Raw genomic sequence first — 23,368 nt, 5'->3', positions numbered from 1 at the left:
GGGTCACAGGCCGAGGTAGTTCTTGCGCAGGTCGGGGTCGTGGATCAGGTCCGTCGCCTTGCCCTGCATGGCCACATGCCCGTTTTCGATGATGTAGGCGCGGTTGGCAATCGCCAGCGTCTGTACCGCGTTCTGTTCCATCAGCAAGATGGACTGGCCTTCGCGGTTGATCTTCTGGATAAGCGCAAACATCTCCTCCACCAGCAAGGGCGACAGGCCCAGCGAGGGCTCGTCCATGATCAGCAGCTCGGGCTCGCTCATCAGACCGCGGCCGATGGCCACCATCTGCTGCTCGCCGCCCGACAGCGTGCCCGCCAGCTGCGTGAAGCGTTCTTTGAGGCGCGGGAAGATGCTCACCACATGCTCGATGTTCTGCTTGCGCCGCGCCGTGCCGCGCACCAGGCTGCCGAGTTCGAGGTTCTCCAGCACGTTGAGGTTGGGGAAGATGCGCCGGCCTTCGGGCACGTGGATCACACCGCGCTTGACGATGTCGGTCGAGCTTCGCCCCACCAGTTCTTCGCCCTTGAAGCGGATCGAGCCCGAAAACGGCCGGTACAGGGCCGAGATGTTGTTGTTCAGCGTGGACTTGCCCACGCCGTTGCTGCCCAGCACGGCCACGATCTCGCCCTGGCCGACATCGAGGTCGATGCCGCGCAGAATTTCCACCGAACCGTAGCCGGCCCGCAGGCCGCGAATTTCAAGCATGGGAAGCCTCCACATGGCCGGCGGCCATCTTCTCGGCCGCACCGCGGCCCAGGTAGGCTTCGATCACGGCCGGGTTGCTCACCACCTCGCGTGGCGCCCCCTCGGCAATGATCTTGCCGTAGGACAAGACGTAGATGTGTTCGGACAGGCTCATCACCGCCTGCATCACGTGCTCGATCAGCAGCACGGTCACGCCGCTGGCGCGGATCTTCTGGATGATCTCGATGATCTCGACGATCTCGGAGGGATTCAGGCCCGCCATCACCTCGTCGAGCAGGAGCAGCTTCGGGCCGGTGGCCAGGGTGCGCGCCAGTTCCAGGCGCTTGCGCCCAGCCACCGTCAGGTCGGCCGCCGGCTGCTCCAGCATGGCGCCCATGCCCACCTGCTCGCCGATGCGGCGCGCGTGTTCCCAGGCCTCATCGCGGCGCGGAAAGCGCTGGTAGGCGCCCACGGCGATGTTCTCGTGCACGCTGAGCTTGGCAAACGGCTGCGTGATCTGGAAGGTGCGCACCATGCCGCGGCGCGCGATGTCGTGCACCGCCATGCCGGTGATGTCCTGCCCCAGCAGCGTGACCTTGCCCGAGTTGGGTTTGTGAAAGCCGGCGATGGACGCGAACAGCGTGGTCTTGCCGGCGCCGTTGGGGCCGATCAGCGCCACGATGCGGCCTTCGGGCACCTCCAGGCTGGCGTTGTCCACCGCCCGCAGGCCGCCGAAGATTTTGGTCAGTCCTTCTACCTTGAGCATCATTTCTCCCCTTGGCGCGGCGCTGCTTGGCTGCGTTTGAACATGCGCTGGAACAGGTCGATCAGGCCGTTGGGCAGGAAGGCGATGATGATCACCAGCAAGGTGCCGTAAATCACCAGCGACAGGCCCTGCACGTTGGTCAGCACGCGGGCACCATCGCCCACGGCGGCCAGCAGCACCGCGCCGATCAGCGGGCCGTACACCGTGCCCGCACCACCCACCATGCTGACCAGCAGCATCTCGACCGACTTGTCCACACCGAACACGATCATCGGGTCGATGTAGAGGAAGTACTGCGCAAAGAACGCGCCGCCCATGCCGCACATGGCACCCGAGAGGATGAGCACCTTGACCTTTTCCTGGAAGATGTTGATGCCCAGGGCACGCGCGGCGTCTTCGTTCTCGCGGATCGCGGCCAGTTGCGCGCCAAAGCGCGAATGCTTGAGCCACACCGCCACCGCAATCGAGCCCACGGTCAGCACCAGAATCACCCAGTAGAAGCCAATGCGTTCGGGGAACTGGAAGTTGGCTGCGCTGGGCTTGGCCGGAATCAGCATGCCCAGGCCGCCACCGGTGATTTCCACCGAGTTGGCGACGATGCGCAGCACCTCGGCAAAGGCCAGTGTGATGAGTGCAAAGTACGAGCCCTTGAGCCCGGCACGGAAGGACATGAAGGCGATCACGAAGCCCACCACACCGCCGGCCACGGCGCTGGCCGGCAGGCCCCACCAGGGGTTGAAGCCGAAGCGGATTTGCAGAATGGTGGACGCGTATGCTCCGGCACCAAAGAACACCACATGGCCGAAGGAAAGTTGCCCGGCAAAGCCGCCGGCGATGTTCCACGACTGCCCGATGAAGGCGTAGAACAGCGCCAGCACGCCGAAGTTGACCCAGAAGGGCGACGAAAAAACCAGGGGAAAGGCGATGGCGACGGCCAGCAGGCCACCGTGCAGCATCCAGCCCTGGCTGCGGTTGAGCGTGTTCATTGTTTGGCTCCAAACAGGCCCGACGGACGGAACAGCAGGATGAGGATGAAGATGAGCGAAATGCCGATCTGGCCCAGGCTCTCACCCAGGAACAGGCCGCCAAAGGACTCGGTCAGGCCCACCAGCAGGCCGCCCACCACCGCGCCCACGAAGCTGCCCATGCCGCCCAGCACCACCACGGTGAAGGCCACCAGCACGAACACATGGCCGGTGGAGGGCGAGACGTAGAAGATGGGCATCAGCAGGCAGGCTGCGGCACCCAGCGTGGCCAGGCCAATGCCGTAGGAGATGGCAAACACCTTGTCCACATCAATGCCCACCAGGCGCGCGCCCACGCGCTCCTTGGCCACGGCGCGGATGGCCTTGCCCACGTCGGTGCGCTGGATCACCAGGCCCAGGATCAGGCACAGCAGCATGGCCGCGCCGAACGAAATCAGCTTGGGCAGCGACACCAGGTGCGGGCCGAGTTCGACCATGGTGTCGGAGTACGAGACCGAGATGGTGCGGGTGTCGCCCTTGAAAAACATCAGCGCCAGGTTCTCGATCAGGATGGACAGGCCCAAGGTGATCAGCAGGATGTTTTCGTCCTTGCCCTTGGCCAGCTTGCCGATCAGGAATTTGTAGAGCAGGTAGCCGACCGCAAACATCAGCGGCACCATCACCAGCAGTGACAGGTAAGGGTCGATGCCCAGTTTGGTCAGCAGGTAATAGACACCGAACATCGCCAGCATGAGCATGCTGCCGTGGGCGAAGTTGATGATATGCAGCACGCCGTAGATCAGCGTCAGCCCGGAGGCCACCAGGGTGTAGATGCCCCCGATGAGCAGGCCGTTGAGGGCGGCCGAAACAAGTATGGTCAGGTCCACGTGCAGTTCCCGATGGTGTAGGGGCGCAATAGGCCACCGCCCGCTGGCGTGAGCGGGCTGGTGGTCTTGAATATCAGATGCGCCCGGGCGGCCGGGCGCTCGGGGGTCAGCTCAGCTTGGGGCGCGGGAAGACCGCCTTGGCCGAGGCGAACTGATTGGGCCACACGGTTTCGATGTCGGTGGTGCTGGCCTGCAGCAGCACGCCGGTGCCGCCGGTGTTCTGGCCGTTGACGAACTTGGTGGCGCCGTAGGGCATGAAGTGGTTGGACCAGGTGCTGCTTTCCAGCGCAGCGATGGCCTTTTCTTTGTCGGCGGTGCCGGCACGCTCCAGCGCATCGGCGTAGAGCATGACCGAGTTCCAGCCGCAGTACACCTCGAAGGTGAACAGGTTGCCGGTGGCTTCGACCTTGCGCTTCATCTCCAGCGCCTTGGGGTTCTTGGGGTCGAACCAGTGGTTGAAGTCCATCATGTGCTGGGCCACCTGTGGCTGCTCCTTGACCAAGCGGTAGTTGAAGCCGCCGCCCAGCACGCTGAACATGGCCGCCACGTCGATGCGCTGCTGGTGCAGCGTGCGCGCCAGCAGCACGTACTCGTTCTGGTAGTTGCTCATGATCACGACATCGGGCTTGAGGCTGCGGATGCGCAGCGCCACGTTGGAGAAGTCGCGCGTGGGGTTGGCGTGCTTGATCGTTTCGATCGGCTGGATGTTGATGGAGGGCAGCTTGCCGGCCAGCAGGCGGGCGGTGCCGGTGCCGAATTCCGACTCTTCGTGGATGAGCACAGCGGTCTTGGCCACGTTACTGGCGGCGCCGTTGACCTGGCCCAGCGCCACGATGGCATCGTCCACACATTTGCCGAAGCCGGGTGCCAGGCGGAACACGTTCTTGAGGCCGCGGTTGACGATGTTGTCGGACACGCCCACGTCGATCAGGAATGGGGTGTTGTACTTGGCTGCCGCCTGGGTGGCCGGCAGTGCGATGGCGCTTGAGAAGCAGCCCACGTAGGCCGACACGCCGTCCTGGTGCAGGCGCTCAACTTCGGACACGCCCACTTCGGGACGCGACTGCGAATCCCCCAGCGCCGCTTCCAGCTTGGCGCCGCCCATGGACTTGATGCCGCCGGCCGCGTTGATGGCGTCGATGGCCAACTGGCAACCCAGGCGACCCTGCCCGCCGCTGTAAGCCAGGCCCCCGCTCACCGGGTGAACCAGGCCGATCTTGATGGGCTTGGCCTGCGCGAACAGGAGGCCGGGCGCACCCAGCACGGAGGTGGCTGCACCGGCCTGTAGCACCAGGCGACGAGAAAAGCGGGCTTGGGAAGTCATGGCGTGTCCTCGGAAATGGGATGTGGATTAATTGTTCTAAACATAGAACAATTGGGCTAGACTATGAATCGATGACAACGCGGTGTCAAGACCCGCGAACAAAAAACCCCCCAATTGGTTGGCCCATGGATCACGCCCACTACGGCTACTCGGCTTTGCCACATCGCCCGGCGGCGACGTTTCCGCACGGGCCCAGGCTGCACGCCTTTGTGGTGCTGTGCCTGGAGCACTGGGATGCCGAGCCGCGCCCCGATGCGGTGCGCGACCCGCGTTTTGTGGGCGAGTTCGGCAGCTTCAGTCCCGACTACCGCAGCTGGACGCAACGCGAATACGGCTTGCGCATCGGGCTGTTCCGGGTGCTCGGTGTGCTGCGCGAGCACGGCATCACCCCGGCCGTGGCGGCCAACGCGCAAGCGCTGCATCGCCTGCCCGAACTGGCGCGGCAACTCGCGGCGCAAGGCTGCGAGTTCATCGGGCATGGCCTGGCGGCCAACGACCTCATGCATGGCGACATGCCGCTCGACACACAGCGCGACCACATCGCGCGCAGCCTGGTCGCGTTTGATGATGTGCTGGGCCAGTGCCCCACCGGCTGGCTGAGCCAGGACTGGGGCACCAGCCCCGACACCTTCGAGCTGCTGGCTCAGGCCGGCTTGCGCTACACGCTGGACTGGTGCAACGATGACCAGCCCTACCAGCTGAACACCACCCCGGCGCTGACGGCGGTGCCGCTGTCGGCCGAATGGGACGACGTGCAATGCCAATGGTTGCGCCAGATGGCGCCGCACGACCACGCCACGCTGGCGCAGCAGGCGTTCGATCGGCTGCACCACGAATGTGCCGCGCACCGCCGCGGTGCGGTGTTCGGGCTGGCCCTGCACCCCTGGGTGTGCGGCATGGCCAGCCGCATCGGCGCATTGCGCGTTTTGCTTCAAACGCTGCGTGGGCGCGACGGCGTGGCGTGGGGCCAGCCGGGCGAACTCGTGCTGCCCGACCTGCCGCCTTTTTCCAACACCTCTGTCTGAGCACGATACCGTGAACACCTCTGTCGATACCTTGCAAACCTTGAGCGAGTGGGCGGCCAGCCTGCGTTACGAGGCCTTGCCCGCCGACGTGCACACCCACACCGGCTGGATCCTGGCCGACACGGTCGCGGCCATCGTGGGCGGCTCGGCCGAACCCGAGTTGCGCCGCTGGGTGGCGCGGCAGACCGGCGGCGGCAGCGCCACGCTGGTGGGCTTGGGCCAGCGCACACAGGCAGCCACTGCGGCACTGATCAATGGCACGGCCGGCACCTTCCTGGAGATGGACGAAGGCAACCGTTTTTCGCGCGGTCACCCTGCCGTGCATGTGCTGCCCGCGCTGTTGGCCCTGGCTGACACCCAACGCCTGGCGCGTGCCGACTTTCTGGCCGCGCTGGTGGTGGGCTACGAGGTGGGATCGCGCATTGGAGCCGCCTCACAACTGCGCGGCGCCATGCACCCTCACGGCACCTGGGGCACCATCGGCGCGGCCGCCGCCAGCGCGCGCGCCCACGGCTACAGCGCTACCTTGATGAAGGAGACCATCAACGTCAGCGCCTCCATGACCATCGCCACCTCCAAAAAGACCATGCTCGAAGGTGGCCTGGTGCGCAACCTGTACGCCGGTCTGAGCAACCACAACGGCCTGCTGGCGGCACAACTGGCGGCCTGCGGCTTCACCGGCGAGCGCGACGGTGTGGCCTCGCTGTTCGGGCAGATCGTCTCCGAGCGCTACGACAGCGCCGAGGTGCTGCGCGACCTGGGCGCCGACTGGCACCTGATGCACAACTACTTCAAGCGCCACTCCTGCTGCCGCTACAACCACGGCACGCTGGACGCGCTGGACCTGCTGGCGCAGCGCGAAGGCTTGCCCGCCCCTGAGCAGATCGCGAAGGTTGAGGTGCGCACCTACGGCCTGGCGGCGGAACTGATCGACCCCGCGCCGCGCAACACGCTGGCGGCCAAGTTTTCGGTGCCGTTTGCGGTGGCCACCCGCATCGTTCGGGGCAGCAGCGGCCTGGCCAGCTTCACCTGGGAGGCGGTGCGCGACGAGCGCGTCTTGGCGCTGGCCCAGCGTGTGACCGTGACCGAAGACACCGCCATGACCGCGCGGCTGCCGCAGGAGCGCCCGGCGCAGGTCCGCATCACCACCACCGATGGGCGCGTGTGGCAGGCCGAGGTCGGCGTCAACCGCGGCGACGATGCCTCGCCCTACACACCACAAGAGCTGAGCGCCAAGTTCATCGAGCTGTGCACCCGCGTGTGGCCCACGGCCCATGCTGAGCAGGTGCTGCACACCACGCTGTCGCTGGCCCAGGACGACGGCACGCTGGACGACTGGTTGCAACTGCTGCGGCACCCGCCTTTGCAGTAACGCCGTTGTCAAATGTTCTATTGACAGAACAAATAGAGGCATGCAGTATGCCCAACCACTTCGACGCCTGATTGTTTCATTCGAAAGTTCCAGCCATGCAAACCTCCGACAAAACCGCCCGGCAACTGTTTGCCGAAGTGAAAGCCAACCCCACCCGCAAGCGCTTCGGCTTTGGCCGCATGCCGGCGCTCATCAACGTGGACCCGCAAAAGGCCTACACCTGCGTGGGCGAGTTCGCCACTGCGTACGAAACCGATCCGCGCCAGCTGGAGTACATCAACGCGCTGGCGGCCGAGTTCCGCGCGCGCGGCTTTCCGGTGGTTTGGACCTACGTGGCCTACATGGATTCAGGTGAAGACTGCGGCGTGTGGGGCACGCGCAGCAACACGCCCGATTCGCTGCAGAACATCAAGGTCGGCAGCCGCCGTTCGGAGTTTGACGACCGCCTGGTGATTGACCACAAGCGTGACATCATCATCAACAAGCGCATGGCCTCGGCCTTCTTCGAGACCAATCTCGGCTCCATCTTCACCTATCACGGGGTGGACACGGTGGTGGTCACCGGCGGCTCCACTTCGGGCTGTGTGCGCGCCACCGTGGTGGACAGCCTGCAGCGCAGCTTCCGCACCATCGTGCCCGAGGAATGTGTGGCCGACAAACACGAAAGCCCGCACTTCGCCAACCTCTACGACATGGCCCTGAAGTACGCCGACGTGCTTACGTTCGAAGAGACCATGGCACAGCTCAAGCAGGTGCCTGCGCGCGCCGCCACCGGAGGCTGACCATGGCCCGCGATCCCGGCTTCTACGACTACCTGCCCTACGACGACCGCCGCCCGCCCATCCGATGGCCCGGTGGCGCGCGTGTGGCCTTCTGGGTGGCGCCCAACGTGGAGTTCTACGAGCTCAATCCGCCACGCAATCCGGCTCGCGCACCCTGGGCGCGCCCGGCACCTGACGTGCAGAACTACAGCTACCGCGACTACGGCAACCGCGTGGGTTTCTGGCGCATGCTCGACGCCATGAAGCGCTGCAACATGCGCGGCAGCGTGTCGCTCAACGTGGCGGTGTGCGAGCACCACCCCGAGGTTATCGAGGCCTGCGCCGAGAACGGCTGGGAGTTCTACTCGCACGGCACCTACAACACGCGCTACCTGATGGGCATGACCGAGGCGCAGGAGCGCGCGGTGATTCAGGATTCGATCGACACCATCAAGAAGCACACGGGCCAGAAGCTCGACGGCTGGCTGGCGCCGGCGCTGACCTACACCGAGCGCACCATGGACCTGGTGGCCGAGATGGGTCTGACCTATGTGTGCGACCTGTTCCATGACGACCAGCCCGGCCCGGTGAGGGTGAAAAAGGGCAAGCTCACCAGCATCCCCTATTCGCTGGAGATGAACGACACCATCGTTTACAACGTCAACCTGGTGTCGCCGCGGCGTTATGCCGACATCCTCAAGCGCCAGTTCGACCGGCTGTACGCCGAAGGCGAAAAGTCGGGCACGGTGATGTGCATTCCGCTGCACCCCTACCTGATCGGTCAGCCCTACCGGCTGGCGGCGTTTGAAGAAGCGCTGTCCTACATCACCAGCCACGACAAGGTGTGGCTGGCCACCGGCCGCGAGATCGCCGCCCATTACAACGAGCATTACCACGACGCGTTTGCCGCTGCGGCGCTGCCGGTCGGAGAAGCCCCATGAGCGCTGTGTTGCCCAACGACTACCTTGAGTACCCCCTGCGCCGCCATGGCATGGACCACGAGCGTTACGACTGGTCGATGTTGCCGCGCCGAGCGCCCGTGCGTTGGCCCGGCGGCGCGCGCATCGCCCTCTGGGTGGTGCCGGCGCTGGAGTGGTTTCCGCTGGACATGAAGGGCCAGCCCTTCAAGCCGCCAGGCGCCATGCAGACCGCCTACCCCGACTTGCGCCACTACACGCTGCGCGATTACGGCAACCGCGTGGGCATTTTCCGCATCATGCAGGCGCTGGAGCGCCACGGCATCCCGGCCACGGCGGCGGTCAATGCGGCGGTGGCCGTGCGCTACCCCTCGCTGATCGAGGCCTGCGTGCAGCGCGGCTGGGAGATCATCGGCAACGGCCTGGACATGGACCACCTGCACCACGGTGGGCTCGACCCCGAGCAGGAGCGCGCCTGGATTGCGCAGACGCTGGACATCCTGAATCGGGCCACTGGCCAGAAAGTGCGCGGCTGGCTCTCGCCCGCCAAGTCCGAGTCCTTCAAGACGCCCGATCTGCTGGCCCAGGCCGGCCTGGACTACCTGTGCGACTGGGTCAACGACGACATGCCCTACGCCATGCGCACCGAGCACGGCCCGCTGGTGGCCATGCCGCACCCCATCGACATCGACGACACCACCATCCTGGTGCAGAACCACCACACCGAGGACGACTTCCGCGATGCGCTGATCGACCAGTTCGACCTGCTCTACCGCGAAGCCAGCGAGGACAACGGCCGCGTCATGGCGATCTCGCTGCACCCCTGGGTGATCGGCCAGCCTTACCGCATCGGCGCGCTCGAGGAAGCGCTGGCCCACATCATGCGCCACCGCGGCGTGTGGGCCACCACCGGCAGCCAGATCCTCGACGCCTGGCGCGCGGCGCAACCCCAGACCTGAACAGGAGCAAGCCATGCCCGTGATCGACATCACCCTGCTGCCCGGCTACGGCCCTGAGGTGGAGGGTCGGCTGGTGCAGCGTGTGGCGCAGGCCACGCGCTCGGTCATCGCCGCGCAGGCGGCGGGCACGGTGGTGTTTGTGCGCAACGCCAGCACCTACCAGCGCGACGGCCGCGTGTTCAGCGGCGGAGGCCCGGCGCGGCCCGATGCGTCGGCTCTGGTGCGGCGCTTTCTGGAAACCATGCAGGCGCGCGACCTGCCCGCCGCGCAGCAGATGCTGGCGCCGGGGTTCGTGATGCATTTTCCCGGTGCAGTGCCCATGCAGCGCCTGGAAGAACTGGTGGCCTGGGGCCGGGGCCGCTACCAGCGTGTGGGCAAGACCTACGAACGTTTCGATGAGAGCTGGGGCGACGAGGCCACGGTGGTCTATTGCAGCGGCACACTGCACGGCGTGTGGCTCGATGGCAGCGCGTTCGAGGGCATTCGCTTCATGGACCGTTTCGAGATCGTGGACGGCCTCATCACGCGCCAGGACGTGTGGAACGACCTGGCCGAAGTGCGGTCCCGAGCTTGATCGAGGACGCCGCCGTGGTGGCCATGCACGAGCGCATCGCCTACTCGGCCTGGCCTGAGCGTGCGCCCATCGTCTGGCCCCAGGGCGCACGCATCGCGCTGTGGGTGGCGCCCAACATCGAGCACTACGAGTACCTGCCGCAGGTGGTGCGCGTGCGCAACCCCTGGCCGCGCGTGCCACACCCCGACATCCTGGGCTACGGCCTGCGCGATTACGGCAACCGCGTGGGCGTGTGGCGGCTGATGGACGTGTTCGATCGCTTCGACCTGCGCTGCACTGTGTCGCTCTCGATGGCGGTGCTCGACATGTACCCCGACATCGCCGAAGCCATGCTGGCTCGCCGGTGGGAGTTCATGTCGCATGGCCTCTACAACACGCGCTACCACTGGGGCATGAGCGAGGACGAGGAGCGTGCTGCCATCGACGAATGCCAGGCCATCCACCGCCGCCACACCGGGCGCGATTTGCCGGGCTGGTTTTCGCCGGCGGCGTCCAACACGCTGCTCACGCCCGATCTGGTGGCCGAGGCCGGCATCGCCTACCTCTGCGACCTCTACCACGACGATCAGCCCACACCCATCCGCGTGCGCCGTGGCGAGCTGTTCTCGCTGCCGTACAGCATGGAAATCAACGACAGCATCGCCTGGCGCCGTGGCATGGAAGGCGCAGCGTTCGCGCAAAAAATATGCGACGAGTTCGACACCCTCTATGCCGAAGGCGGGCAGGTGATGAACATCGCAGTCCACCCTTTCATCATGGGCCAGCCGCACCGCATCGAACACCTGGCACGCGCGCTGGAATACATCCTGGGCCACAGCGGCGTGTGGTGCGCCACCGGCTCGCAAATCATCGACTGCTACCGGCAGCAAACCACCGCGACACCCACGACATGAGCACCTCCAACGACTACATCCGCGCCTACCAGGCCGAACGCACGGTGGAAGCCGCGCGCGCCGCCCTGGTCATCATCGACATGCAGTACGCCACCGGCTCGCGCCAGGGCGCGCTGGCGCGCAAGCTGTTGGCCGAAGGCTCCAGCGTGGGCGATTACCGGTTTGACCGCATCGAACGCTTTGTGCTGCCCCACACGCTGCGCCTGCGCGAGCACTTTGCCGCGCTGGGCCGCCCGGTGCTGCACGTGACGGTGGGCGCCGCGCTGCCCGACGCCAGCGACGCCCCGCTGCACATGCGCAAGCTGTTCGTGGAGTTCAAGAACCACCTGGGCAGCCGCGAGCACGAGATCGTGGACGAACTCAAACCCCGACCCGGCGAGCACGTGCTGCGCAAGACCACCATCGGTGCCTTCGCCTCCACCAACATCGACAGCCTGCTGCGCGCGCTGGGCTGTGAGCAGCTCTACATGACGGGTGTCTCCACCAACATGTGTGTGGAGACCACCGCCCGCGAGGCCGCCGATCGCGGCTACGGTGTGACGCTGGTGGAAGACGCCTGCGGCACCACTCACGAAGATCTGCACCACAACACCATGCGCAACTTCCAGCGCCTGTTTGGCCGCGTGCGCAGCACCGCCGAATCGCTGGCCGAACTGGGGGCAGCCCATGTCTGAAGGCACGGTTCAGCGCGTGCTGGTGGTCGTGCCATTTGCCATGTCGGCCGACAACCTGTTGCTGCGCCAGGCGCAGTTGCAGGGCCTGTCGTTCGGTGACGGCATCCGTTTTGAGTACCGTGCGGTCAAGGCCGGCCCGCTCAACTATTCCAGCCACCACGACTTTGTGCTGGCCGATGCCGCCAACTTCGAGGCCGGCTGTCGCGCGCAGGCCGAAGGCTTTGACGCGGTGTGCATCGACACCATGAGCGATTCGGGCGTGGCCGCACTGCGCTCGGTGCTCGACATCCCGGTGTTCGGGCCCGGTAAAACATCGATGCTGGCCGCGCTCATGCTGGGCGACCGTTTCTCCATCCTCACCATGGCCAGCCGCTGGAAGCCGCTGTACAAAAAGGCGCTGGACGAACTGGGCCTGCACCACAAGTGCGCTTCGGTGCGCGCCATCGAGGTGCCGCCCGACAACCAGAACCTGCTCTCGGGCAAAGAGGAAGACGTTTTCCCGCTGCTGGAGGCCGCCGGTCGCCGCGCCATCGAGGAAGACGGCGCCGAGGTGCTGATCCTCGGATCGACCACCATGCACCAGTCGCACGCCTACCTGAGCGCGCGCCTGCCGGTGCCCGTCATCAACCCCGGCCCGCTGAGCTACAAGATGGCCGAAGCCGCGCTGGCGCTGGGCCTGCGCCACAGCCGCGTGGGCTACCCGGCGCCCATGCACCCGCGGCTGGACATGCTGCACCACATGTTCGATGCCGCCCAGACCTGGGCACCCAAGCCCTGAGGAGCGCCCCCATGCCCCGACTGCTGAGCGATGCACAGGTGGCCGCCTACGCGCGCGACGGCTCTGTGTTCCCCATCGACGTGCTCACCCCCGACGAGGTGCGCAGTTACCGCGGCGAACTGCAAGCCTGGGAGGCAGCGCAGGGCAAGCCCATCGACTTTCCGGAAAAGTCCAAGTCCTACCTGCTGTTCAACTGGGCCGACCAGTTGGTGCACCACCCCAAGGTGCTGGACGCGGTGGAGGACGTGATCGGCCCGGACATCCTGGTCTATCACTCGACGCTGTTTCTGAAGGAAGCCCACACGCCGGCCTACGTGCGCTGGCACCAGGACAGCACCTACTTCTATCTTGAGCCGCACCTGCACGTGACCGCCTGGGTGGCCTTGTCCGACGCCACCGAGCAGGCCGGCTGCATGCGCGTGCTGCCGGGCAGCCACACCTGGGGCGCCTTCGCGCACGACGACCGGCCTGAGCCGATGAACATGATCCGCCGGGGCCAGGGCATCAGCGACCGCTTTGACCACGAGACCGGCACCTTCATGCCGGTGCGGGCCGGGCAGATGTCGCTGCACCACACCGACCTGGTGCACGCCAGCGGATCGAACGACAGCGACGATCGACGCATTGGGTTTGCCATCAGCTACATCCCCGCCCATGTGCGGCCCACCGGCCATGTCCGGCCTTCAGCCTTGTGCGTTCGTGGACGCGACCACGGCCATTTCGTGCCCGAGCTACGCTTGGGCACCCCGCTGTCCGAAGAGGCCCGGCGCGCCCATGCCGAAGCGCTGGCCCACTTTCGCGCACTGCAGGACGCCGGTTTTGCGCCACACTAGCACCTGAAGGCGCGTCCGAGCGGGCGCATCGCTGAACGTTCATGAGGACACCGACGTGCTGCAGATGCTGATCACGGCCCGCGAGGGCGACCTGGGAAATGGCCTGAAAGTGCGCCGCGTGTTGCCCTACGCCAAGCGCCGCATGGTGGGGCCTTTTGTGTTTTTTGACCACGCTGGCCCGGTGACCTTGCCGCCCGAGGCGGTGCGTGCGGCCGACGTGCGGCCCCACCCTCACATTGGCCTGTCCACCATGAGCTACCTGCTCAGTGGCGAGATCGTGCACCGCGACAGCCTGGGCGTGGTGCAGCGCATCCGCCCGGCCGAGGTCAACTGGATGACCGCCGGGCGTGGCATTTCGCATTCCGAGCGTTTCGAACACCCGGCGTCGTTTGCAGGCGGTGGCCTGGAGCTGATGCAGTTCTGGGTGGCCCTGCCCGAGATCGACGAGGAGTGCGAGCCCACCTTCACCCACTATGGCAGCGAGGCGCTGCCGGTGATCGAGCGGCCCGGCCTGCATTGCCGCGTGCTCGCGGGTGAGACCATGGGCCAGCGCAGCGCAGTGCGCACCTCATCACCCTTGTTTTGTGCCCATGTGGCGCTGAGCGCCGGCACGCGTTTCACCCTGGACGGTGTGTACCCCGAGCAAGCGGTGTACGTGGCGCGTGGTGCCGTTGCCAGCGGCGGCCAGATCGCCGAGCCGGGGCAGCTGATGGTGTTCAACCAGGGTGCCGATGAGGTGTTGGCCGAGCAGGACAGCGTGCTCATGCTGCTGGGCGGCGAACCCGTGGGGCCACGCCACATCTTCTGGAACTTCGTCTCGTCGCGCCCCGAGCGCATCGAGCAAGCCAAGGGCGATTGGCGTGCCGGGCGCATCCCGCTGCCGCCCGACGACCACGACGAATTCATCCCGTTGCCCGGCTGATCACAGGCCCGCCAGCAACGTGGCGTTGCCACCTGCCGCCGTCGTGTTCACCGTGACGGTTTGTTCGGCGCAGAAGCGCAGCAGGTAGTGGGGGCCGCCGGCCTTGGGGCCGGTGCCACTCAGCCCTTCGCCACCGAATGGCTGCACACCCACCACCGCGCCAATGATGTTGCGGTTCACATAGACGTTGCCGACGTGGGCGCGTGTGGCCAGGGCCTGGGCGCGGCTGTCGATGCGGGTTTGTATGCCCAACGTGAGGCCGTAGCCCAGCGCGTTGATCTGGTCGATCACCGCTTCGGGTTCGCCGCGCCAGCGCAACACGTGCAGCACCGGACCAAAGATTTCCTGTGTCATGTCGGCCACGGCCTTCACCTCGAACATGCGCGGTGGCACCAGGTGCACGGGCTCGGCCGGCAACGCCTGGGGTGGCAGCAGATCGTGTGCTTCGCGCGCCAGCCGGGCCACATGGCGCTCGATGTTGTCGAAGGCTTCGCGGTCGATCACGGGCCCCACATCGGTGGCCAACTGGGCTGGATCGCCCACCACCAGCTCGCGCGCGGCGCCGCGGATCATCTCGATCACGCCATCGGCAATCGCCTCATGCACACACAGCAGCCGCAAGGCCGAGCAGCGTTGGCCGGCGCTGCGGAACGCGCTTTGCACCACCGCGTCGGCCACCTGCTCGGGCAGGGCGGTGCTGTCCACCAGCATGGCGTTGATGCCGCCGGTTTCGGCGATCAGCGGCACGATGGGGCCGTCTTTGGCGGCCAGGGCGCGCTGGATGATTTTGGCCACCTGGGTGGAGCCGGTGAATACCACACCGGCCACGCCGGGTTGCGCCACCAGGGCGGCGCCCACCGTTTCGCCCGCGCCGTGGTGCAGTTGCAGCACGTCGCTTGGCACGCCGTGGCGGTGCAGCAGATCGACCATGGCTTGGGCCACCGCAGGGGTTTGTTCGGCCGGTTTGGCCAGCACGCCGTTGCCGGTGGCCAAGGCCGCTGCCACCTGGCCGGCGAAGATGGCGAGCGGAAAGTTCCAGGGGCTGATGCAGACCCACACGCCGCGCGCGGTGAGAAGCAAGGTGTTGCTTTCGCCGGTGGGGCCGGGCAGTTCGATGGGCGCCATCACGCGCTCGGCTTCGACCGCGTAGTAACGCAAAAAGTCCACCGCCTCGCGCACCTCGGCCACCGCGTCGCCCCAGGTTTTGAAGGCTTCTTGCACCAGCAGGGCGCAGAAGCGGGGCAGTTCGGCTTCGAGCGCATCGGCACTCCGGCGCAAGGCCTGGGCACGTTCGCCCACCGGCGTGTTGCGCCAGATGCGGGCGGCCGTTGCACATCGCTGGAAGGCAGCGGGCAGGGCGGCCGGGGCGGTTTCGGGCACGGTGGGCACAGGTGTGGTGGCCAGCGCATCGAGCATGGGCTGGCGCTCGTTGGCCACCGTCAGGTCCACGCCCGCGCTGTTGGCGCGTTGGGCGCCGAACAAGGCGTGTGGCAGCGGTTGGCTGGGCTCGGGCACCAGGTGCAGGGGCGAGACCAGCAGGTCTTCCAGGCCCACCGAGGGATCGGCCAACTGGTGCACAAAAGAGGAGTTGGCGCCGTTCTCCAGCAGGCGGCGCACCAGGTAGGCCAGCAGGTCGCGGTGGGCGCCCACGGGGGCGTACACGCGGCAACGCACCAGTGGGTTTTTGAGTACCTCGCGGTACACGCCTTCGCCCATGCCGTGGAGTCTTTGAAATTCAAATGGCGTTCCTGCTTTGGCAGCCATTTGTTGTATGGCCGCAATCGTTGCGGCGTTGTGCGTGGCGAACTGGGGGTAGATGGCGTCACTCGCATCCAGCAATGCGCGTGCGCAGGCCAGGTAAGAGATGTCGGTGTGGTGTTTGTGGGTGAACACCGGGTAGTGCGGCAGGCCCCATTCCTGGGCGCGTTTGATTTCGGCGTCCCAGTAGGCGCCTTTGACCAGGCGGCACATCAGGCGCACGCGGTGCTGCCGTGCGAGCAGGGTGACATGTTGGATCAGCTCCAGCGCGCGGGTCTGGTAGGCCTGCAGCGCCAGGCCAAAACCGGTCCACTGTGGCTGCTGCTTGGCCACGCGGGCCAGCAGGACGTTGAACACATCCAGCGAGAGTTCCAGCCGGTCCACCTCTTCCGCGTCAATGGTGAGGTTGATGCGCGCTTGGGCCGCCTGCTCGCACAAAGCCCACACGCGGGGCACCAGTTCGGCCATCACACGCGCGTGTTGCGCGTCTTCGTAGCGCGGGTGCAGGGCACTCAGTTTGATGCTGATGCCGTCGTTGTTGCGCTCGTCACCATCCGCTTGCGATGCGATGGCCGCGATGGCTTGCTGGTAGCTGTGGAAGTAACGCTCGGCGTCGTCCGCCGTGCGCGCCCCTTCGCCCAGCATGTCGTAGCTGAACGTCAGGCTGGGCGTGTCCTTTCGGGCCTGGGCTGCCGTCTTCATGGCCGATTGGATGGTTTCACCCAACACAAACTGGTGGCCCAGCAACTGCACCGCCCGCAGCGTGGCGGCCACCACGGTGCGGGCGCCCAGTTTGCCCAGCAAGCCACCCGATTCACCGCCGGGCAAAAAGCGCTTGCTCAGACCGATGGCGCTGGAGGACAGCCGTGCGAGCGCCGGGTGGCCGGCGGCATCAAAGTCGGCGCGCCCCAACTGGTCGGCGGTGAGGGCGATGGCGGTTTCGGCGTCGGGCACGCGCAACAAGGCTTCGGCCAGGCGCATCAAAGCCAGGCCCTCGGCGCTGCTGATGGGGTATTCCTTGAGCAGGCTTTCCATGGCCCAGAAAGGCGGCGGGTTGTCGCGCACGGCCTGCACCCAGGGCGCGGCCACGCGCGCGGCGGCGTGCCAGTCGAGCCGGCCATCCAGCTGGGCCAGGCGGTGGACGACGGTCTCCGCCTCGGGGCGGTAGGGGGTGGGCAGGCGCATGACAGAACTCCGTGAATTTGGTGAATGAACGGATGTTCTGCGTTTTGTTGGTGAATAATTCACCAAAAAATGGCCATGATGCAGTTAAAAAATGGAAAACCTAGACCGCACCGACCGCCGCATCCTGCACCTGCTGCAGCAGGACGGGCGCATCAGCAACCTCAAGCTGGCCGAGGCCGTGGCGCTGTCGCCCACGGCGGTGCTGGCCCGCACCCAGCGGCTGGCGCGCGAGGGCTACATCCTGGGTTACGAGGCGCGGTTGGACCCGCTCAAGCTGGGCCGGGGCATGCTGGTGTTTGTGGAGGTGCTGCTGGACCGCACCACGCCCAACGTGTTCGAGCAGTTCAAGGCGGCGGTGCAGGTGCGCGACGAAATCATGGAATGCCACATGGTGGCCGGCGGCTTTGACTACCTGCTCAAGACCCGCGTGGCCGACATGGCCGCCTACCGCGACTTTGCGGGCACCGTGTTGTGGCAGCTGCCCGGCGTGCGCGAAACCCGCACCTACGCGGTGATGGAGGAGGTGAAAAACAGCACGCGGCTGGCGTTTTGAGCTGTCGAACGCCAGAATGGGGCTCTGTCGAACTGTGAGGAACTGCGCATGAACACATCACGCCCCATCGCCGTGGCCGGTTTGGCACTGCTGCTGGCCAGCGGCGCCGCCTGGGCCCAAAGCACCAAACCCGGCCTGTGGGAAATTCAGCACAAAATGGGCGGTAACCCCGAGATGGACAAGGCCATGGCCGAGATGCAAAAGCAGCTGGCAGCCATGCCGCCCGAGCAGCGCAAGATGATGCAGGACATGATGGCCAAACAGGGCGGTGCCATGCCCACCGTGGGCGCGGGCGGCGGCATGGCCCTGAAGATCTGCATCACCACCGAGATGGCCGCGCGCAACGACATGCCCCAACAAACCGAAGGCGACTGCACCACCACCGTCACTTCGCGCAGCGGCAACACCATGAAGATGAAGTTCGTTTGCACCAACCCGCCCTCCAGCGGCGAAGGCACCTACACTTTCAACGGCGACACCGCTTACAGCATGAAGATGGTGATGACCAGCCAGCACCAGGGCAAGCCACAAAACATGACGATGGAAGGCCAAGGCAAGTGGCTTGCGGCCGACTGCGGCAACGTCAAGCCCATGCAAGGGCCTGGGCCGAAAAAGTGACGGGGCCGCGTCAGGCCGCTCAGGCCTGCAGCTTGCCCCTTTTCACTGCCTCGCGCAGCAACGCGTTCACGCGGGTTTGCCAGCCGTCGCCGCTGGATTTGATGGACTCCAGCACGTCGGCATCCACCCGCATGGTCATCAAGGCCTTGGGGCGCTCCATCTTGGGCCGGCCCACCTTGCGCAGCGGTTGCATGCGAGCCAGCACCTCTTGGGTCACTTCAAAGGTGTCGGGATCGGCCGCGATACCGGCCTGAATCGCGCCGTCTTCGGCTGCCGTGGGGACCACGGGTTTCCTGGGTTCATTGTGCTTGGCCATACAACTTCACCTCGCGCGAATTGGCTTTGCGCAGGCTGATGACGCGCATCACATCGCCGCGCTGAACAAATACCACCACGTACAGCCTGTCACCGATCAGGGCAAAACCGATTTCACGCAACTCGCCGTAGTCGGCTCGGGTGTCTGGTGTACACAGGACCTCGCTCCATTCGATGGCTTGCGCCAACGCCATGGACACACCATGTTTCTCAACGTTCGCCGCATCTTTTGCGGGGTCGAAGCTGATCTTCACTTCTAATTATTGTAATAACAAAAATTAAATTTGCGCAGCGGTGTCAGATGGCGTAGCTCCGCGCGCCAAACACCCCCCGCCCCACCCGCACCATGGTGCTGCCGGCGGCCACGGCGGGTTCCAGGTCGTCGCTCATGCCCATGGACAGTGTGTCCAGGCCCAAACCTTGTGTGTTGAGCGCCTCGAACAGCACGCGCACCTGGGCAAACACCGCTCGCGCTGACGCGGCGTCGGGGGCGGGCTCGGGTATGGCCATGAGCCCGCGCAGCTTCAGGCGCGGCAAGGCGGCCACGGCGCTGGCCAACGCGGGCAGTTCGGCCGGGGTGACGCCGGATTTGTTGGCTCCGCCATCCACGTTGACCTGGATGCACACCTGCAGGGGTGCCAGGTGTGTGGGGCGTTGCTCGCTCAGGCGCTGGGCAATTTTGAGCCGGTCCACGGATTGCACCCAGTCGAAGTGTTCGGCCACGGGGCGCGTCTTGTTGCTTTGTAGGGGGCCGATGCAGTGCCATTCGATGCCCGGCACAGCACCCACCGCAGCGATCTTGTCCACCCCCTCTTGCACGTAGTTCTCGCCGAAAGCGAGTTGACCGGCCGCCAGTGCATCGCGCACGGCGTCGGGCCCGAAGGTCTTGCTCACCGCCAACAGCCGCACCGCATCAGGCGGCCGCCCGGCTTGTTCGCACGCACGCCACAGCCGTGCGCGCTGGCTTTGGAGATTGTCGCCAATCGTGGTCATAATGGGATTGTCAAAAACAATTTGAGGATGGGGCCCTAGGGAATGGACATCACCCAACTGCTCGCGTTCAGCGTCAAGAACAAGGCGTCGGACCTGCACCTCTCGGCCGGCTTGCCGCCGATGATACGGGTGCACGGCGACGTGCGGCGCATCAACGTGGATGCCCTCGACCACAAGCAGGTGCATGCCATGGTGTACGACATCATGAACGACACCCAGCGCAAACACTACGAGGAATTCCTCGAAGTGGACTTCTCGTTCGAGATCGATGGCTTGGCGCGTTTTCGCGTCAACGCCTTCAACCAGAACCGGGGTGCGGCGGCGGTGTTCCGCACCATTCCGAGCAAGATCCTGACGCTGGAACAGCTCAACGCGCCCAAAATTTTTGCCGACCTGGCGCTCAAGCCGCGTGGGTTGGTGCTGGTGACCGGGCCCACGGGTTCGGGCAAGTCCACCACGCTGGCGGCCATGGTGAACTACCTCAACGAAAACGAGTACGGCCACATCCTCACGGTGGAAGACCCGATCGAATTCGTGCACGAATCCAAGAAGTGCCTGATCAACCAGCGCGAAGTGGGGCAGATGACGCTGAGCTTCGCGGCCGCGCTCAAGTCGGCGCTGCGCGAAGACCCGGACGCCATCCTGGTGGGCGAAATGCGCGATCTGGAGACCATCCGCCTGGCCATGACGGCCGCCGAAACCGGCCACCTGGTGTTCGGCACCCTGCACACGTCGAGTGCCGCCAAAACCATCGACCGCATCATCGACGTGTTCCCCGCCGAGGAAAAAGAGATGGTGCGGGCGATGTTGTCCGAATCGCTGCAGGCCGTCATCTCGCAGACGTTGTGCAAGACCAAGGACGGTCAGGGCCGCGTGGCGGCGCACGAGATCATGATTGGCACACCTGCCATCCGCAACCTCATCCGCGAGGCCAAGGTGGCGCAGATGTATTCGGCCATCCAGACCGGCAATTCGGCCGGCATGATGACCCTGGACCAAAACCTGACCGAGCTGGTGCGCCGCAATGTCATCAGCGCCGCCGAGGCACGCAGCAAGGCCAAGATCCCTGAAAACTTTCCTGGGTGACCGTTATGGAACGCGATCAAGCCACCAAGTTCATCAACGACCTGCTCAAGCTCATGGTGAGCCGCAACGGCAGCGACCTGTTTTTGACGGCCGAATTTCCGCCCGCCATCAAGGTGGATGGCAAGATCACCAAGGTTTCGCCGCAGCCGCTGACGGGGGTGCACACCCAGGCGCTGGCGCGTTCCATCATGAGCGACAAGCAGGCGGCCGAGTTTGAGCGCACCAAGGAGTGCAACTTCGCCATCGCGCCCGGTGGCATCGGTCGTTTTCGCGTCAACGCTCTGGTGCAGATGGGCAAGGTGGGGTTGGTGTTGCGCACCATTCCCAACACCATTCCCACGCTGGATGGGCTGGGCCTGCCGCAGATTCTCAAAGACATCGCCATGACCAAGCGCGGTCTGTGCATCTTTGTGGGCGCCACCGGCTCGGGCAAATCCACCTCGCTGGCGGCCATGGTGGATTGGCGCAACGAGAACAGCTTTGGCCACATCATCACCGTGGAAGACCCGGTGGAATTTGTGCACCCGCACAAGAACTGCGTGGTAACCCAACGCGAAGTGGGCGTGGACACCGACGACTGGGAAATCGCGCTCAAGAACACCTTGCGCCAGGCACCCGATGTGATTTTGATGGGCGAAATCCGCGACCGCGAAACCATGGAGCACGCCATCCAGTTTGCCGAAACCGGCCACCTGTGCCTGGCCACGCTGCACGCCAACAACGCCAACCAGGCGTTTGACCGCATCGTCAACTTCTTCCCCGAAGAAAAGCGCGCTCAGTTGCTGATGGACTTGTCACTCAACACCCGCGCCTTCATCTCGCAGCGCCTCATCCCCAAACAGGATGGCAAGGGCCGCACGGCCGTGATCGAAGTCATGCTCAACAGCCCGCTGATCGCCGATCTGGTGCTCAAGGGCGAGCTGACCGAAATCAAGGAGGTGATGAAAAAGAGCCGCAACATCGGCATGCAGACCTTCGACCAGGCGCTCTACGACGCCTTCGAAAACAACCTCATCAGCTACGACGAGGCCATCCGCAACGCCGACTCGGCCAACGACCTGCGCCTGCACATCAAGCTCAACAGCCAGCGCGCCCGTTCCATGGACCTGGCGGCAGGCACAGAGCACATGACAATCGTCTGAGTTTTTGGTCAAAGCAGATTGAGTTCCTGCGCGTTGTAGCCGTCTGTCTCATAGAAAAGACCGATCGTCATAACAAATTGACATTTCTTTGACTTGCCTGGCGGCACTCCCTAGCATAAAGAGACAATAGTTCACGTTTGAAGCCTTGTGAAGGCTCGCGTGTTCTCCCTCAAGGCTTTGGATGTTTGCTGAACGCAGGTTGCCCACGCAGATGGCTGGTTTCACCCTCCTCGAGTTGATGGTGACGCTGACGATTGCTGCGATCCTGCTCACCGTTGGGGTGCCGGGGCTGACCACGTTCATTGCCAACAACCGCATGGTTGGGCAAGTCAACAGCATGGTCGGGTTGCTCAATGCTGCGCGGGTAGAGGCCATTGCCCAGCGACGCACAGTCACGGTTTGCGGTAGCGCCGATGGCATGACTTGCAACGGAGGGTGGAGCGCGACCTGGCTGGCGTTCATCGACCGCGATGGCGATGGGGTCATCGATGTCAGCGTGCCCGCCGTGGCGACGGATGACGTAGTCATTCGCAGCGTTCAGGTGCCCACCACGTTGAACGTGGCCCTGTTGCCCAACACCAAAACCACGGTTCAGTTCAACGCGCAGGGCTTCTCGGCAGACGGTGCCGGTGCCACGTTCCGCTTTTGTGACGGGCGTGGCAACACCTTTGCGCGCGGATCCATTTTGTTGGCCAGTGGCCGCATCGCTGTTGCAACCGACACCAACAGCACCAAGGACAACATCGTCAATGGACATGACAATGCCAATCTCGCCTGTCCCTGATTGCGGGCCAACACAAGGCCGGAGATCTCGCCAGCGCGGCGTTGGCCTGCTGGAAGTGATGGTCACGGTCATTGTGGTCTCGGTTGGCCTCATAGGTATGGCCGGACTGCAGGTGGCTACCAAACGCGCGGGCTTTCAAGCTTCCCAGCGCACCCTGGCGCTCTCGCTGGCGAACGACATGATGCAGCGCATCACGCTAAATCCCGTCAGTTTGACAGCCTACGCGACGGGGTCTGCTCCGGTTGGCAGTGGGAGTATCGCTTCTGCTCCCACCAAATGTCTGGGCGGTGCCGCTGCTGCCAGTTGTACGGCTGCGCAACTGGTGGCCTGGGACATGTGGGAGTGGGAGCAGCGAATCGACGGGGCATCTACGCTCAACAAAGACGCGAGCAACGCCAACGCTGGTGGTTTGGTGTCGCCCAGTGGGTGTGTGGTTGTCAACGGCACTCAAGTGCGGGTAATCATCAACTGGCGTGGCCTGGTGGCCACCACCGACCCCGCTGATGCCAACACATCTTGCGGCACTTGGGCCACAGCCGATTTGCCCTATCGCCAGCAAGTCGTCATCAACAGTGTGATGTCAGCGCTATGAGCCTCCGC

At 65.0% G+C, this 23,368-nt stretch carries 26 protein-coding genes; 17 read left to right on the top strand and 9 right to left on the bottom strand.

Annotation, left to right across the window (positions count from 1 at the left end):
* Positions 1-3: 3 nt before the first annotated feature.
* The 5 genes from ACFQPB_RS04355 to ACFQPB_RS04335 all read right to left on the bottom strand — a co-directional run bounded on the left by ACFQPB_RS04355 (position 4) and on the right by ACFQPB_RS04335 (position 4,626).
* Positions 4-705: an ABC transporter ATP-binding protein gene (locus ACFQPB_RS04355; protein ID WP_382220049.1), complete on the bottom strand. Its 702-nt coding sequence runs from the start codon at positions 703-705 to the stop codon at positions 4-6.
* Positions 698-1,450 carry an ABC transporter ATP-binding protein gene (locus ACFQPB_RS04350; protein ID WP_382220047.1) on the bottom strand — a complete coding sequence of 251 codons (753 nt, stop codon included), beginning with the start codon at positions 1,448-1,450 and terminating at the stop codon, positions 698-700. The genes ACFQPB_RS04355 and ACFQPB_RS04350 overlap by 8 nt, the downstream gene beginning before the upstream one ends.
* Entirely contained in the window at positions 1,450-2,436 is a 987-nt protein-coding gene (locus tag ACFQPB_RS04345) for a branched-chain amino acid ABC transporter permease (protein WP_382220045.1), read from the bottom strand. Before ACFQPB_RS04345 ends, ACFQPB_RS04350 begins: the two co-directional genes overlap by 1 nt.
* Positions 2,433-3,302, bottom strand: a complete 870-nt coding sequence (locus ACFQPB_RS04340; RefSeq protein WP_382220043.1) for a branched-chain amino acid ABC transporter permease — start codon at positions 3,300-3,302, stop codon at positions 2,433-2,435. The genes ACFQPB_RS04345 and ACFQPB_RS04340 overlap by 4 nt, the downstream gene beginning before the upstream one ends.
* Positions 3,303-3,408: 106 nt before the next feature.
* Positions 3,409-4,626, bottom strand: coding sequence for an ABC transporter substrate-binding protein (locus tag ACFQPB_RS04335; RefSeq protein WP_382220041.1), 1,218 nt, complete (start codon positions 4,624-4,626; stop codon positions 3,409-3,411).
* A gap of 125 nt (positions 4,627-4,751) precedes the next feature.
* Here ACFQPB_RS04335 and ACFQPB_RS04330 point away from each other — a divergent pair, with 125 nt between their 5' ends.
* The 11 genes from ACFQPB_RS04330 (at position 4,752) to ACFQPB_RS04280 (ending at position 14,334) form a co-directional block, all read left to right on the top strand.
* Positions 4,752-5,651: a polysaccharide deacetylase family protein gene (locus ACFQPB_RS04330; protein WP_382220039.1), complete on the top strand. Its 900-nt coding sequence runs from the start codon at positions 4,752-4,754 to the stop codon at positions 5,649-5,651.
* A 10-nt stretch (positions 5,652-5,661) separates the two neighbouring features.
* Positions 5,662-7,023: an MmgE/PrpD family protein gene (locus ACFQPB_RS04325; protein ID WP_382220037.1), complete on the top strand. Its 1,362-nt coding sequence runs from the start codon at positions 5,662-5,664 to the stop codon at positions 7,021-7,023.
* A gap of 95 nt (positions 7,024-7,118) precedes the next feature.
* Positions 7,119-7,805, top strand: a complete 687-nt coding sequence (locus ACFQPB_RS04320; RefSeq protein ID WP_382201309.1) for an isochorismatase family protein — start codon at positions 7,119-7,121, stop codon at positions 7,803-7,805.
* Positions 7,806-7,807: 2 nt separating this feature from the next.
* The gene (locus ACFQPB_RS04315) at positions 7,808-8,725 is read left to right on the top strand and encodes a polysaccharide deacetylase family protein (protein WP_382220035.1); all 918 of its coding nucleotides are present in this window, start codon (positions 7,808-7,810) and stop codon (positions 8,723-8,725) included.
* A complete protein-coding gene (locus tag ACFQPB_RS04310) occupies positions 8,722-9,660 on the top strand; it encodes a polysaccharide deacetylase family protein (protein WP_382220033.1) in 939 nt (312 codons plus the stop codon). Before ACFQPB_RS04315 ends, ACFQPB_RS04310 begins: the two co-directional genes overlap by 4 nt.
* A gap of 13 nt (positions 9,661-9,673) precedes the next feature.
* A complete protein-coding gene (locus tag ACFQPB_RS04305) occupies positions 9,674-10,234 on the top strand; it encodes a nuclear transport factor 2 family protein (protein ID WP_382201303.1) in 561 nt (186 codons plus the stop codon).
* Complete coding sequence (locus ACFQPB_RS04300; RefSeq protein ID WP_382201301.1) at positions 10,231-11,127, top strand: polysaccharide deacetylase family protein; 897 nt, start codon at positions 10,231-10,233, stop codon at positions 11,125-11,127. Before ACFQPB_RS04305 ends, ACFQPB_RS04300 begins: the two co-directional genes overlap by 4 nt.
* A complete protein-coding gene (locus ACFQPB_RS04295; RefSeq protein ID WP_382201299.1) occupies positions 11,124-11,801 on the top strand; it encodes a cysteine hydrolase family protein in 678 nt (225 codons plus the stop codon). Before ACFQPB_RS04300 ends, ACFQPB_RS04295 begins: the two co-directional genes overlap by 4 nt.
* On the top strand, positions 11,794-12,579 hold the full coding sequence (locus tag ACFQPB_RS04290) for an aspartate/glutamate racemase family protein (RefSeq protein ID WP_382220031.1): 786 nt from the start codon (positions 11,794-11,796) through the stop codon (positions 12,577-12,579). Before ACFQPB_RS04295 ends, ACFQPB_RS04290 begins: the two co-directional genes overlap by 8 nt.
* Positions 12,580-12,590: 11 nt before the next feature.
* Positions 12,591-13,412, top strand: a complete 822-nt coding sequence (locus ACFQPB_RS04285; RefSeq protein WP_382220029.1) for a phytanoyl-CoA dioxygenase family protein — start codon at positions 12,591-12,593, stop codon at positions 13,410-13,412.
* A gap of 64 nt (positions 13,413-13,476) precedes the next feature.
* Positions 13,477-14,334 carry a pirin family protein gene (locus tag ACFQPB_RS04280; protein ID WP_382220131.1) on the top strand — a complete coding sequence of 286 codons (858 nt, stop codon included), beginning with the start codon at positions 13,477-13,479 and terminating at the stop codon, positions 14,332-14,334.
* On the opposite strand, the gene ACFQPB_RS04275 is transcribed toward ACFQPB_RS04280, so the two are convergent.
* Entirely contained in the window at positions 14,335-17,277 is a 2,943-nt protein-coding gene (locus tag ACFQPB_RS04275) for an L-glutamate gamma-semialdehyde dehydrogenase (RefSeq protein WP_382220027.1), read from the bottom strand.
* Positions 17,278-17,368: 91 nt separating this feature from the next.
* On the opposite strand from ACFQPB_RS04275, the gene ACFQPB_RS04270 reads away from it, so the two are divergent.
* Together ACFQPB_RS04270 and ACFQPB_RS04265 are read left to right on the top strand one after the other, a co-directional pair.
* Positions 17,369-17,830, top strand: a complete 462-nt coding sequence (locus ACFQPB_RS04270; protein ID WP_382220025.1) for an Lrp/AsnC ligand binding domain-containing protein — start codon at positions 17,369-17,371, stop codon at positions 17,828-17,830.
* A gap of 48 nt (positions 17,831-17,878) precedes the next feature.
* Positions 17,879-18,448, top strand: a complete 570-nt coding sequence (locus ACFQPB_RS04265; RefSeq protein WP_382220023.1) for a DUF3617 domain-containing protein — start codon at positions 17,879-17,881, stop codon at positions 18,446-18,448.
* A gap of 19 nt (positions 18,449-18,467) precedes the next feature.
* Here ACFQPB_RS04265 and ACFQPB_RS04260 read toward each other — a convergent pair whose 3' ends face one another.
* From ACFQPB_RS04260 to ACFQPB_RS04250, 3 genes are read right to left on the bottom strand one after another with little or no spacing between them, the layout of a single operon-like run.
* Positions 18,468-18,764 (bottom strand): BrnA antitoxin family protein, encoded by a 297-nt coding sequence (locus ACFQPB_RS04260; protein WP_382220021.1) that lies wholly within the window; start codon positions 18,762-18,764, stop codon positions 18,468-18,470.
* On the bottom strand, positions 18,748-19,017 hold the full coding sequence (locus ACFQPB_RS04255; protein ID WP_382220019.1) for a BrnT family toxin: 270 nt from the start codon (positions 19,015-19,017) through the stop codon (positions 18,748-18,750). Before ACFQPB_RS04255 ends, ACFQPB_RS04260 begins: the two co-directional genes overlap by 17 nt.
* A gap of 43 nt (positions 19,018-19,060) precedes the next feature.
* Positions 19,061-19,756, bottom strand: coding sequence for a YggS family pyridoxal phosphate-dependent enzyme (locus tag ACFQPB_RS04250; protein WP_382220017.1), 696 nt, complete (start codon positions 19,754-19,756; stop codon positions 19,061-19,063).
* Positions 19,757-19,798: 42 nt separating this feature from the next.
* Between ACFQPB_RS04250 and ACFQPB_RS04245 the strand changes: the two genes are divergently transcribed.
* The 4 genes from ACFQPB_RS04245 (at position 19,799) to pilV (ending at position 23,360) form a co-directional block, all read left to right on the top strand.
* Positions 19,799-20,842 (top strand): type IV pilus twitching motility protein PilT, encoded by a 1,044-nt coding sequence (locus ACFQPB_RS04245; protein ID WP_382220015.1) that lies wholly within the window; start codon positions 19,799-19,801, stop codon positions 20,840-20,842.
* A 5-nt stretch (positions 20,843-20,847) separates the two neighbouring features.
* Positions 20,848-21,984 (top strand): PilT/PilU family type 4a pilus ATPase, encoded by a 1,137-nt coding sequence (locus ACFQPB_RS04240; protein WP_382220013.1) that lies wholly within the window; start codon positions 20,848-20,850, stop codon positions 21,982-21,984.
* A 181-nt stretch (positions 21,985-22,165) separates the two neighbouring features.
* On the top strand, positions 22,166-22,768 hold the full coding sequence (locus ACFQPB_RS04235) for a GspH/FimT family pseudopilin (RefSeq protein WP_382220011.1): 603 nt from the start codon (positions 22,166-22,168) through the stop codon (positions 22,766-22,768).
* Positions 22,734-23,360: a type IV pilus modification protein PilV gene (gene pilV / locus ACFQPB_RS04230; protein WP_382220009.1), complete on the top strand. Its 627-nt coding sequence runs from the start codon at positions 22,734-22,736 to the stop codon at positions 23,358-23,360. Before ACFQPB_RS04235 ends, pilV begins: the two co-directional genes overlap by 35 nt.
* The last annotated feature ends 8 nt before the right edge of the window (positions 23,361-23,368 follow it).

The organism is Hydrogenophaga atypica (assembly GCF_042665215.1).
Lineage (GTDB): Bacteria > Pseudomonadota > Gammaproteobacteria > Burkholderiales > Burkholderiaceae_C > Hydrogenophaga > Hydrogenophaga defluvii_A.
Note: the sequence above shows the minus strand (reverse complement) of the source record. Positions and strands in the feature narration are given on the sequence as shown.